Consider the following 13,446-nt stretch of genomic DNA (forward strand, 5'->3'; position numbering starts at 1 on the left):
GTTGACGGGAGAAGTACATCATGGGTGTTACAATAACTGATGTTGCCAGGCATGCCGGCGTGAGCCATACCACCGTTTCCTGGGTCATTCATGATGATCCCAGAATTACAACTGAAACCAAGGAAAAGGTGTGGAAGTCAATCCGTGCGCTGGACTATCATCCCAATATTCAGGCCAGGAGTCTGGTCCGCGGAAAAACCGATGTAATAGCTGTGGTAGCCTCTACTTTTTCTACGGCCTTCGAAATGACTTTTTTGAGAGGTATGGAGAAGGCTGTATCAGAGGACCTGATTTCTCATTCCATCAATCTTTTTTCTACCTACCAGAACCCTGAACGGAAGGATAAGCTTCTGCGGGAAATACTTCATGGAAAACGGGCTGATGCCGTAATCCTTGTGAACCTTCCGCTGCCTGAAGACATCAGGGCGAAATACCTTCAGCATAATGTGCCGATTATTCTTGTCGAGCATGAGGCTCCCGATGTGCATGTCTTCAAGATGGACGGACATGCAGGGGCTTATGCCGCTGTTGATCATCTGATCAAGCAGGGGCGCAGGCACATTGCCCTGGTAAACGGCATTGTAAATACGGATGAAGGCGGGGTCAGTCCAAAGGAACGGCTCGACGGCTATTCCCGGGCTCTCTCTGATCATGGTATTGAATTCAATGACAATCTTATTTGTGAAATTGACGAGTACTACTTCGAATTCGGGGAACATGCCCTGCATGTTCTGAATGAACGGAATACCGAAATTGATGCAGTCTTCTGCGCTGCTGGTGATATGGTAGCCTTCGGTATAATGAAGGCTGCTAACGATCTCGGGCTCAAAATGCCGGATGATATAGCGGTGATCGGCTATGATGATCTTGAAGTCTCAGTGCTGGTGAATCCACCATTAAGTTCGGTCAGTCAACCGACCGAAAAACTGGGCTATACCCTGATCGAATCCATTGGTGAGATAATCAAGAATCCATCCGGGAATCCGGTGATCAGGGTTTTTCCACCGCGCCTGGTAATTCGCGGGACAGGCTGATGAGTAACTCATTACTTCGGTGTAAAATAGCTATATCTTCCCTTTGACTGCCTTGCCATAAGAATTGCTCCATCGATTGCATCTGATTCAGGTTCCTGTATCATGTTCCGCAGATCAGCCGGCAGTTTTGCTGCAATCCGTATACCAATGCTTCCCATCATAGCTATTCTTGTGCTTCCAAGCCGGACATGAGCCCGGAGTATGGTGACCAGATCATCCAGCGCTTCCTGCAGGATTTTTTCGGCGTAGGGATCCCCGTTTTCCGCTGAATCAAAAGCCAGACGGGCGAATCTTCCATAATCTCCGGGTATAGCCGTTTTTGACCAGGTAATAATATAGTCTATGAGCTCACGTCCCTGCAGGTTTAGAGTGCCGCTGAGTTCCCGGAATTTTTCAAGAACCGACTCAGTGAAGGCGGTCGGTTTTACAATCTCATCTAAAGCCCAGAGAGCGGTCTGCACCGACCTGAGACCCCACCAGGCCCCGCCTGCCTGATCAGAGATTGGAAACTCGTGTCCTCCGATCTGGGTGCTTTTTCCCTCGTGCATGAGGAAACCGCAGGATCCTGTCCCGACAATCTGAATTGAACCGTCCTCGCCCCTGAAGGCTCCCATGAGCGCACCGAATGCATCTGTATCCAGAACAACTGATGCGAATGGCCAGTTACGGTCCATGAAATCAGCTGCTGCCGACTGCATTTCAGCGCTGGCAAGAGCCAGTCCCAAATGACATTCCCTGTAGGATTCAGGTTTCAGGCCGGCAGCATCGGCTGCATCTGCGAATACCTCGAGTACACGCTCGGCAACCATTGAGGGGCCGAGAAGCAGATTCGCAGGTTTTCCTTTTGCTTCTCCGAGGATAGAACCGTTTTCAGATACAATGCGGATTCTGCAGCCCGTGCCGCCTCCGTCAATTCCAGCGTAGATCACAGTAAAACTCCTGTCTGATCAGGTATGTATATATTCTTTCAGCTTCCCGCTGATTCTTTGCGGCACGATTGCTTTCAGTACAATGAAGTCATCCTCGTAGTCCTCAGAAATAACCCGGCCGTTGCGATGCAACATGGCAGCCAGGTCGCTCCGGTGTGCCGGCAGATGGTAGACCGCGGTATGCATATGCTGCTCTATGAGACTCTCGATCGTTCCAATGAGGCGATCCATTCCCTGTCCGGTTTTAGCAGAGATCTCGATTATCGGACCCGAGGTTTGCGGGCGATAGAGCTGATCTGATTCTACAAGGTCTGCCTTGTTCAGGACGATAATGCATGGGTAAGCATCGGCTTTGAGCTCTCTTAAAACCCGATCTACGGCCTCAGCCTGTTCCCTGGCGTTTTCTGCAGATGCATCTATGACGTGAATCAGGAAGGAGGCATGCAGCGTTTCTTCCAGGGTTGAATGAAAAGCGTCCACCAGTTCATGTGGTAGATTGCGCACAAAACCTACCGTATCCGTAAGGAGAACCGGGCCGATTCTGGGAAGTTCTATCCGCTTTGTGCTTGGGTCCAGGGTGGCGAAGAGTTTGTCCTCGCTGCCGAGTTCTGCTCCGGAGAGGTATTCCAGGAGTGTTGATTTTCCGGCATTGGTATATCCGACAATTGCACCCGTCGGCATAGGAATGCTTTCACGGCGCTTGCGCATGGTGGCCCGGTGTTCCTCGACGTGTTCCAGTTCCCGCTTGACTGCGGTAATTCTTCGCTGAACAAGACGACGGTCGACCTCAAGCTGCTTCTCTCCCTCACCTCGGGTACCCTTTGCTCCACCGCGCTGGCGGTTCAGGTGTGTCCACTGACGGGTTAGCCGGGGCAGGGAATATTCGAGGGAAGCAAGCTGTACCTGCAGCGTAGCTTCCTGGCTGGTGGCGCGCTGCTTGAAAATCTCCAGGATGACTTCGCGGCGATCGATTACTGCCAGGCCGGTTTCCTTTTCCAGATTTCTCTGCTGAGAAGGGCTGAGTTCGTCATCGAAGACAATACAGCTGCATTCATGATCCTCGGCAAGCTGCTTGATTTCTGCAAGCTTTCCGCTGCCTATGTAGTAGCGGGGTTGTGGATTTTTGAGTGAAACTAATATGGAATCCTTCGGTTCAAGGTCTATGGAGCGGCAGAGTTCTGCCAGTTCATGGAGTAGATCTTCCGCTTCTGCCTGGCTGCGGGCAAATACTGATTCATATTCTATCTGGGACCTGCTGTTCCTGGAACTGCCGCAACTTGCGACAAGAATTGCACCTTCCGGTGCGTTTTGACTGAGTTCGATCATCTGAACCAAGTATAGCAGTATTTCTGCTAAGGTCCAAGCGAAAGATAAGGTAAAAAGACAGCTGAATTTCTCATGGTTCTTAATGTATGGTAAATTATAATAATCTGGATCTCACTATATAGTGTGGTTCTGCCGATGTATGTAAGGTGAGAAGTAATAAGACGGAGTAAACAGATGAAGAGTCGAAATCACGTGGCCTTGTTCGGTCTCGTAGCAGTACTGATAATATTCTCAGCTACAGGATGCAAGAATCTATTCCAGGTTGGTCTCGGGGCTTCAGTGGATCTCGAGCCGCCTGAAATCAGTTTGTCTCAGCCTGCAGTGAACGACTTTTTACGCGGCTCCGTCGAATTCCGCGGTAGGGCAACAGACGATACCGGGGTAGAAATTGTTGAGTACCAGTATATGTCTGCAGTGGATAGCAGCTTTTCCGAGTGGAAACCGGTAGACGCCCTGGAGAATGACGTCTGGACATTGCAGCTGAACACCAGAGAGCTTCCTGACGGGCGTTTGCGGATGAATTTCCGTGTCACCGACATTGCAGGGAAACGCTCACTTCTTCTGGATCAAATCTATGGTGTGGATAATACTCCTCCGGTTGTTCTGGTCACTGAACCCAGGCGATATTCCCAGTTGGTTTTCAACACCCAGGTTGTGCTTACTGTATCTGCAGCGGACGTGCATGCTATTCGTAAGTTCGGTTCGGTAGTAGAGAAATCCACCGATGAAGGTGCGACATGGACTGAAATCGAAAGACAGGAAGTCCAGCAATCCACCACCTGGACCAAGATATTTGAATCAGGGAATTATACCTCGGATGAAGAACCTGAGGCATGGTTCCGTTTCTTTGTATGGGCGGAAGACGAAGCCCGGAACCGCAGTACGCAATTTTATCATATAGACAAGCTGAACGAGCTATCATCCCGTCCGTGGACTGCAGATCAGCTGCGGGACGCACTGGCCTCAGGAACCAGTCCAAGTCCGTCTGCTATACGGGCTACCAGTTTTCCTAAACAGAATAAGCTCGATTTGATTTTCGATGAGCTGGGTGACATACCAGTTATTGAATGGATTTCACCTGTTGCGGCAGAAGATGGTGGTATACCTGGCACAGGCTCGCGAGGGTTGCTGGCAGGACTATTTCGTGACGATGACGGCATAGATATTGATTCTGCGGAGATAAAGATTCAGCGCAGTCCGGATTTTAAATTTACTGAGTATACACAGGCACGGGCAGAGGGTGGAACAGCAGTATTCGATTATATTGAAAGTCTTGAGTGGTTTGATGTGCCTGATGGTCTTGGGTGGCGTCGACCGGAGCTGGTTGCTCAGGATATACGTTCGGTGTCCTGGGATTATCGCCTGCCGGAGGGCATGGGGCAGGGGTACTTTAGGGCTCATCTCTACGTTGTCGATATTGATGGCACCCCAAGCCTGCCGTATTATCAGTTGTTTATTATCAGTGACGGCAGTCCCACTGTCGAGATTGACTCGCCAGAAAACATCAATTTTTCAGATCGCTTTGTACTGACCGGAAAGGCTTCGCCTCCAAGTGAGGATGTCGGGCTTGAGGGCGTGAATATTGCACTGCGTGACAGTACTCAGTCTGGTCTGGACTGGGGTGATATTCAGGCGTATGCTGCAGATTTCGATCCGGTCACACAGAAATGGACATTTGACACTGCTTCGGTTCCCGGACTGGACCTCTCACAGCTCAGCGACGGCAACATTACCGTACGAGCGATTGCCTTTATCGGAGAGGATTCTGATGCTCGTCAGGTCAACCTGGTTAAGGATACAGTTGCCCCTGAAATTGACATAAATAACCCCGAAGCAGGTTCATTCCTGAATCGCATAGCGCAATTCCGTGGGGTTGCCAATGATGCCCTGTCCGGTGTTGCCGGTATTGATGTGCGTGTTGAGGGCACACTGGGTGGGGGTAGCGATGTACTTGTCGATTGGACAGGTTTTTCGACATCCGCCTACAGCCTGGCAGCAGACGGCTTTGAGTTCAGTGGTACAGCTACCAACTGGACGCTTAAAATCGATACAGAGAAGTTCGAGGATGCTCCGCTCGAGCTCTTCGTCAGAGCAACCGACCGGGCTGGGAATCAGCATGAAAGTACCCGGGCCTTTGAAATCTATCAGGACAGCGACCTGCCGGTTATGAGCATATCTAACATGGACGAGGACGGTGGCAGGTTTGATAATGTACTCTCCGGAGATCCTCGCCTGATCGGCAGCGTTTCGGATGATGACGGGGTAAACCCCGACAGCTTCCGCTACCGTGTCTGGCGAACTATAGATAATGAATGGAGTGCCTGGAGGTATGTATATAGCAGCGGTGAGCGTTCGCCTACCCCGCGACTGGATTTTAATATTCCGCTCATGAACCCCAATAATCCTGGCCAGTTCCTGGGTGATGGCAGCCATCTGCTGCAGCTCTGGATAGAAGATATTGACGGTATCGGGCTGACCCGGATTGTACCCACCGACAACGATCCAGTGCCTCCGGAAAGCGGAAAGGTGCTCAATTTCTCGGTGGACAAGGGTGCCCCGACGGTAACCATTGCCTCACCGTCCAGCAGTTTTGTCACGAATAATGATTTCTCGATAATCGGTCAGGCAACCGACGGATTCGGAATCGAGCTCATTCAGATCAGTTTTGATGGTGGTGACAGCTATGAGGAAGAACCGCTTTATAAGTACGAGAACGACGACTCCGACCCTGAAACTGTTGTTCCCATTAATTACCTGGTAACGGTTGGCGACGAGGGAAATGTTCAGGACGGAACCTATAACATTCGTCTACGCGCCCGTGACCTCTCCGGTTCCGAGGCAACCGAGAATATTACCGTTACTATAGATACAACCCCACCGACGATAGAGTTTATCCGTCCGGAAGATGGTCAGACCGTGAATGCCGGTGTGCTGATCCAGGGATCGGCCAATGACAATATGCAGGTGCATTCGGTGTACTGGTATATTACCCCCGAGGGCGATACTCCGCCGGACGACATTGGCGAGTGGAATTTGTTTCCGAACCGCTACAGCTGGGAATATACCTGGGATACCTATGCCTACCAGAACAATATCCAGGGGAATTTTGATCCTGCCGGATATGATTTCCATGTACGAGCTCGTGATACCGCCGCCAACTGGGGTGAAATTGCAACGCTGACGCTGCAGGTGGATCAGGAATCAGACCGACCGAGTCTTGAGATCTCAAACCTTGATCTGACGGCAAGCGGCATGCCGGATCCACTCGGAACCACACCGGGTAATCTTTTTGGCAGCGATGCCCTGATTACCGGCAGCGTACAGGATGATGACGGAGTCACCGGTGGGGGAATCGCCTACAGAACTCGCAGCTGGGATTGGAATGCTGATGAAGGCGCCGGTGCGTTCGGCGCATGGTCGGCAACAGATGAGGATGACTGGGAACCGGTTGCCAATACCTTTACCGGTACTCGCACCAATGCAACCTGGTCACAGCCGGTAGCATTGCTGGGTGACGGGGTGCACGAGATCGAGTTCCGTGTCCGTGATATCCGCTACGACAGCGAACGCCCTCTAAGCGAAAACTTTAACTGGAACACTATCGGGCCGATTTCGTTTGCGATTAACACCGCTAACCCTCAGCTGGATATTGTCAGCGGTCTGGCATCTGCCGGCACTACTTTTATAGGGGACGATGCTGCTTTTAGCGGAACGGCATCCGATAGCATAGGGGTGTACGAGGTAAGGGCATCGTTCTATCCGGATAATAATCCGGATGACCTGATCAGTCTGGAAGTAAATGGTACGAGTGCCTGGGACACAGAATTCCCGGTAGCTCGCGGAGAACCGGAGCAGCTTGCCGATGGCGACTATATAGTAGTCATAACCGCAACTGACCGACTCGGACGTTCCACATCGATTTCACGATCGGTTTATGTAGACACCGAGGCACCGACTATTACGGTGGGCAATCTGAGCGAGAACGATCTTATTTCTACCGAGGATTTCACGATCAACGGTACCGCCAGCGACGGAAGCGGCAGCGGTGTTGCAACGATTGAGTACAGTCTTGACAGCGGGGCGACCTGGGCAGAAGCCGCGGGGACTACCCGTTGGTCAGTAGCTTTGGAAGGCCTGGAAGAAAGTCTGGAAAACTCGATTCGGCTGCGCTCCAGCGACCTGGCCGGCAACCAGTCGGATGCTATTATCATCAATTTTCGGGTCGATTTGAATCCGCCGGAAATCAGTGATTTTGTCTTTAGTGGAATTAATACTGTCGGCAGTCAAAACTATGCCAGGGACGAGTTCGGATTCAGTTTTAATGCCTCCGATACCCAGGGACTCAAGAGTGTAACAGTGACCCGAACCGGAGATGCTGGAACCGTTACTGTGTTCACTGAGGACTATACCGAGGGAGTAACCGCAGACACTATCCTGGTGACCCAGAATCAGCCTGATTCCGAACTGGATGAAGGTGATTATACATACAGCATTGTCGTAGAGGATATTGCCAACCGTACGGCTACTCTGAACCGCACGGTGATTGTGGATACCACAGCACCGGATGTCGAGATTACCAACCTGCGTCCGGTGTTGGAAGGCGATTTTCTGGATCGGGTTAACGGCACCATAGAGTTCTCGGTAGCTGCTGGTGATTCCGGCGGACTGGTCAGCAATGGTGTGAAGTGGTGGATTATTCGCAGTGATGCCGCCTCCGGAGAACCGGTCGATTGGTCCGATGTACGGGGGGCCGCATTTATTACATCACCATACAAGGCTCTGTTCAATACCGACTCAGGTACAGATTCTGATGGCGATGCAATGCAGGATGAAACCGAATACACCCTGTACATCATCGCCCGGGACCGGGCCGGCAACGAGACCAAGGTCGAACAGGAATTCCTGGTCGATCAATCCTCGGACTGGCCGACGGTTAGCTTTACCGATGTAAACCCTGGAATCTCAACCGCCGGAGAACTGCAAACCGCACTGGATGGAGGCGATCAGGATAATCTGCTGGAGCTCAACGCCCGTATACGTGGTACTATTTCGGATGACGACCGGATTGATCGTGATACGATCGAGATTGCCCTGAATGTCGAGAGTCCGCAGGATGCAGATTTCGATCTGGTCAGTACCCGTGGGTCGTCAGGGCGCAGCGTAACCTTCTCGCATAACCTGATCGACGTCGCCGGATTAGGCGACGGGGTGCATTTCTTCTATCTGCGTTTCAGTGACGATGCCAATGTCAAGCTTGGCACGGATCCCCTTGTACGCACGACAACTGTGGGGCCGGTCTACTTCGTGATTGATACGCAAAATCCCACTCTGGCAATCACTGCACCGGGTGTGAACAGTTATCAGGGCAACAGCTTTACCGTGACCGGTACGGCATCCGATGCCAGCGGCATTGACCGGGTTCGGGTATCCCTTGATGGCGGAGCAACATGGGGCTCTGCAGTTGACACCAGCGGGGCTGAGGAACCGGCCTATAAAACCTGGTCATATCAGGCAACCGTGGCTGAAGATGATATTGTTGCCATCCAGGTACGTGCCTTCGACGCCTTTGACAAGAATACAACGGTAGAGCGTCAGGTGACGGTAGATACTACCCCGCCTGAAACCACTATAAACGAACCCGGCATCGGGGCGACGGTGAACGGTGTAGTGCGATTGCGAGGAACCACCAATGACGACTTTACCGTTGCTGCTACCTATTACTACATCGCCGAGAGCAGCGTTGTACCACCGGATCCGACTGACGATCTGACCGGCTGGACGGCCTTCGGTGGTGCCTATAGCTGGGAATACTACTGGAACAGCCTGGAGGATCATGATTCCGAAGATCCGCAGGATTATACCCTGCATGTGGCTGCCCGGGACTCAGCCGGGAACTGGAGTGAACCGAACAGCGTAACGCTGACAGTTGACCAGACCACCAACCTGCCGGTGGTTACCATCAACAACCCTGATGGGCAGTTGCTGGATAATACCGGAGTTATTTCCGGGACTGCTACCGATGACGATGGTATAAATTCCGGAACCATGGAAATCAGCTTTGATGGCGGCAGTACCTGGCGCCCCGTCTCCCATCCCGGGACCGGCGGATTTTTCGTGAACTGGTCTCATGTTATCTCTACAGCTCCTGGATTGCCGGAACGGTTTGATCCATATGAAGTACAGGTTCGGGTGAACGATATCGGCGATGATAGCAGTGGTGTACATACTATTGATCCGGTAACCGGCACGTCGAATGTGATCAACATCCGGAAGAATGATTCACTGCCGGACTCCGCGATTACGGAAATCAGCAATGGCATCCGTACCGCTACAACACTGCAGGGGGTATATGTCTCCGACTATTTCAGGATTGAGGGTACTGCCACAGACGGTGTAGGTATTGATACGGTAGAGGCCCGCCTTGTTGGTATAGCCGGGCATGATGTATTCGAGGAAGTAATTGATATCTCTGGTGAAGATCCTCCATTTGCTACCTGGGAATGGGAGAAATCCGAGCTGAATCTTTCCGGACTGTCATCAGTAACTATAGAGATTCGCAGCACAGACCTTCATGGTCGGTTCTCGACCCGCTCGTATACCATTCTTGTCGACAGTGAAGCGCCGGCTGCGGCCATAGAAACACAATCAGAAAATCCTGATACCGCCAGTGGTGCCTATAACGGTCTGGTGACCTACCGCGGGACAGCTACCGACAATGTCCAGGTAGAGAAAGTGTATTACCGCTTCGAAGAAGCAGATCCCGGTCCACCAGATACTGATTTCATCGGCTGGTCGGAGGCCGCTGGTGTATACAACTGGAATGCTCAGCTGGATACCCGCACGGTCCATGACCTGGCGAGTGATTATACTTACAACCTGTATGTCGTTGCGGTTGATGCCGCCGGAAACGTCAGTGCGACTGAAAGCCTGTCGTTTACGATCAATCAGGCCAGTGATCGACCGGTCCTGTCACTCAGTACGCCTGATGATGACGAGCTACTGGGACAAGGTGCCAAGGCAATCGGATCGGTATATGATGATGATGGTCTGAGCAGTATCGAGATCAGAATTGCCGAGACATCCGCATGGGGCTCGATAACGGATGGTGATTATGTTCCGGTCGACAGTCCGGCCAGCGTGTCCGGCCGTAATGTCTTCTTCGAACATGATCTGTCGGAATTCAGCGACGGCTCCTACACCATGCAGATGCGGATCCGTGACAGTAATTGGGTGAATGATACAGATACCCCGTTCAATTTCTATGAATCAACCCCGGTTGAGTTTGCCATCGATGTTGATCCGCCCAGTATCGATATTGCACGAATGGTGATTGATGCGCGGTATGTCGGAGAGGATGACCGGGTCTTTACGAGCAGTTTCAACGGCCGGTTTGTCAACAACGATTTGACCCTTTATCTGGATGCCAGTGACGACAGTGGACTGGAATTTGTACAGATACGTATCGACGAGGATGCGTGGATCCCTGCCGTGCTGGAAACAGAGGGCGAGTTTGTCGGGCTTTACCGGGCCACAATTGATGGCATTATAGGTGGTGATCTCGACGGCGACAGAACTATCCATTATCGCGCCCGGGATAATTCCGGCAAGACAACCGCAAGATTTATCTCTGTTGTAGTGGACACCAAGGCACCGGAAACAGAGTTTATCACCGACAGTTCCGAGGTCTACCGTACGGTACGCGTACGGGGACTTGTCGAGGAGGAAAACCCCCTTGAAAAGACATATCTCTGGATTGGAGAGGTCGAAGATCTTGAGAATTTACCCGAGGCTCCGACTGACATGAGCGACTGGGATCGCGAGGTAACCGGCAGCTACTCATGGTACTATGATTTTGATACCACTGTTGAAGATCCGCAGGGATGGTACCGCCTGGTTGCCCGAACGCGTGACCGGGCAGGCAACCTGTCAGACCCGGTTGGCCTGCTGCTTGATTTAAACCAGGAAGCTGATCGACCGGAAATCAATCTTTCCAACCTCACCAACACGGCTGAACCGTCTGCAGGGCAGAATACCCTGTCCAGCCCGATCATCAGCGGCTATGTGACCGACGACGATCGGGTTGCCGGGAACTCAATGCAGATCCGCATCCGGGAGGCCGGTGAGGAAACCTGGCCGGCATGGGAGATTCTGCCGACCGTGGATGATGCCTTCTTTGTCAATTGGTCGTACAACTTCGATTTGCCGGACGGGGTCTATGAGATGGGCTTCCGCGTCCTGGATACCATGGCCGTAAACCTTGTCGACGTAATGGATCCGGACAACTATGCGGCAGACAACTACAACTGGCAGGAGATCGGGTCGGTCAAGTTCTTTATTGCAGCCAACCCGCCAGAGATAACGGTATGGGATCCGGATCTTGGTGGCGGAACAGGTACGATGTGGAGCGCGAATAACCGCAAGGCATATCGTGGCGACTTCACGGTGAATGGAAATGTGACATCGAGTTCTGACAATACCTTCATGCAGTTCCGTACCCAGGAGGTGGGGCAGCCATGGACAGCGTGGGAATATGTTCCCAGTACCTGGGACGGCGCAAGCGGCACAATCCCTGCGAACACCACGACCGACTGGAGCTTTACGGTGACAATCGACGGTGAAGTCCCCGAGGGTGAATACGGACTGCAGATCCGTGCAGTTGACTCCCTTGGTGGAGTGACTACGCGTCCGGGTGCCGGTGAGCAGCCGTTCAGGTACTTTGTGGACCGGACAAAGCCAACGGTTATTTCTGCAGATGCTACCAACAACGCCCAGGGTCGGGTGGATGTTACCGGATCGGATGATGTATTCATCTATGGCTTCCGTTATGTGACAAGACCGGCTGATGGCAGCAATCCTCCTGGTGCCAATCCGAACGAGTGGATCGGGTTTACCGACCACCTCCTCACCTCAATTACAGAGAGTGTTGATTACTACGATGGTGCACCGGCAACATTCGAAACCGGTGGTAATCCTTGGGGAGGTGGCAACCGTATGTACTTTGCCATGCGTGATCGGGCCGGCAACTGGAGCGATATCTATCGCATTGACAGATACACCGGCCTTGCCGAGCCTCCGATATTTTTTCTGGAGTCCGAGTATTAATCAACCGCCCAGCGCGCCAGAGCATTCAGCTCCGGCGTGTTGGCCCGGTCGATCCAGGCGTCCAGGACATTCGTAGAGGTGTCCTGTGCTTGCCAGGCAAAGAAGGGCCGCCCGGTAATGCGGCTGAGCCGGGCAGTGATCTCCGGACTGGTAAGGTGTGTGACAAGACTTTGTGCCTGCCGTTTGTTTCTGGAGGATCTCAGCACCCCAAGATAATGAGCGCTTCCTATTGTCCAGGGAATTGAAGATTCATTTGGGAATGGCACGAACACAATCTCCGCTCTATGCTGAGGTGGGAGCGCAGTAAGCATTGTTTCATTCAGTATTGTCAATGCTGCAGAACCATCGGTCAATGGAGCAAGTCCAGCTGCCCAGCCCCTCGTCCATACATCTTGATTGAAATACCCCAGTTCACGCCAGGAAGTAAGTTTGTCTTTTGCAGCTATAACGGATTCAGGGAGTGATTCAACAAACGGGAATGTTTGGGCTGCGAATCCTCCATGCATTGAGGCGGTAACAAACTGCAACCACAGCACATATGGCCATCCATGGCTGTTGCCGAGTGTTATAGGTGTGATATCCTTCGAGAATAGAATCTGCATTGCTGTTTCGAATTCTGCAAGATTTATGTCTCCCTGTTGTAATTTACTCGAAAGTTGTGGGGATTCACTTCCTAATATTTGCAGTGCATCTGTATGAATACCCAGCATCCATAATCGACCACTCCATGCAATTGGAGTCTCAGTGTAACCTGAAGGGTTTTCCGGAAATTGACGGAGGATGTGCACATCAGGATTAATATTTTCGTTTGTTCCAAACATCGAAAAATCTATATGGATATTTGTTTGTTTTTCATCTGAGTATTCCTGTAATATTATTTCTATTTGATGAGCTATCTCAGTATTAGTCAGATCGTGATGCACATGTAGTCTTATCACTTGAGGTGATTGGAAGTGGATTATTGTAACTACAGCCATCATGACCATAAGCACCGTTGTTATTCTAATGATGAGTACCGTTCTGTTATTCATGATAGCCTCCTGATTCTGCCCCTG

General features: G+C 51.7%; 5 protein-coding genes. 2 read left to right on the forward strand and 3 right to left on the reverse strand.

Features of this window, described 5'->3' with window-relative positions; genetic code table 11:
- Positions 1-20: 20 nt before the first annotated feature.
- Positions 21-1,034: a LacI family DNA-binding transcriptional regulator gene (locus ACYQ2L_RS03230; RefSeq protein WP_460050984.1), complete on the forward strand. Its 1,014-nt coding sequence runs from the start codon at positions 21-23 to the stop codon at positions 1,032-1,034.
- 11 nt (positions 1,035-1,045) lie between these two features.
- Here ACYQ2L_RS03230 and ACYQ2L_RS03235 read toward each other — a convergent pair whose 3' ends face one another.
- Together ACYQ2L_RS03235 and hflX are read right to left on the reverse strand one after the other, a co-directional pair.
- On the reverse strand, positions 1,046-1,963 hold the full coding sequence (locus tag ACYQ2L_RS03235; protein WP_460050986.1) for a glucosamine kinase nucleotide-binding domain-containing protein: 918 nt from the start codon (positions 1,961-1,963) through the stop codon (positions 1,046-1,048).
- Between the two features lie 18 nt (positions 1,964-1,981).
- Positions 1,982-3,289 carry a GTPase HflX gene (hflX, locus tag ACYQ2L_RS03240; RefSeq protein WP_460050988.1) on the reverse strand — a complete coding sequence of 436 codons (1,308 nt, stop codon included), beginning with the start codon at positions 3,287-3,289 and terminating at the stop codon, positions 1,982-1,984.
- 174 nt (positions 3,290-3,463) lie between these two features.
- Here hflX and ACYQ2L_RS03245 point away from each other — a divergent pair, with 174 nt between their 5' ends.
- Positions 3,464-12,391, forward strand: a complete 8,928-nt coding sequence (locus ACYQ2L_RS03245) for an Ig-like domain-containing protein (RefSeq protein ID WP_460050990.1) — start codon at positions 3,464-3,466, stop codon at positions 12,389-12,391.
- Here ACYQ2L_RS03245 and ACYQ2L_RS03250 read toward each other — a convergent pair.
- Positions 12,388-13,422, reverse strand: coding sequence for a hypothetical protein (locus tag ACYQ2L_RS03250; protein ID WP_460050992.1), 1,035 nt, complete (start codon positions 13,420-13,422; stop codon positions 12,388-12,390). The genes ACYQ2L_RS03245 and ACYQ2L_RS03250 overlap by 4 nt on opposite strands.
- Positions 13,423-13,446 lie beyond the last annotated feature (24 nt).

The sequence above is a fragment of the Spirochaeta dissipatitropha genome (assembly GCF_054657935.1).

Excerpts from the sequence above, each read along its gene's own strand:
- ACYQ2L_RS03230 (WP_460050984.1), top strand. The coding sequence starts at position 21 with ATGGGTGTTACAATAACTGATGTTGCCAGGCATGCCGGCGTGAGCCAT.
- hflX (WP_460050988.1), bottom strand. The coding sequence starts at position 3,289 with ATGATCGAACTCAGTCAAAACGCACCGGAAGGTGCAATTCTTGTCGCA.
- ACYQ2L_RS03245 (WP_460050990.1), top strand. The coding sequence starts at position 3,464 with ATGAAGAGTCGAAATCACGTGGCCTTGTTCGGTCTCGTAGCAGTACTG.
- ACYQ2L_RS03250 (WP_460050992.1), bottom strand. The coding sequence starts at position 13,422 with ATGAATAACAGAACGGTACTCATCATTAGAATAACAACGGTGCTTATG.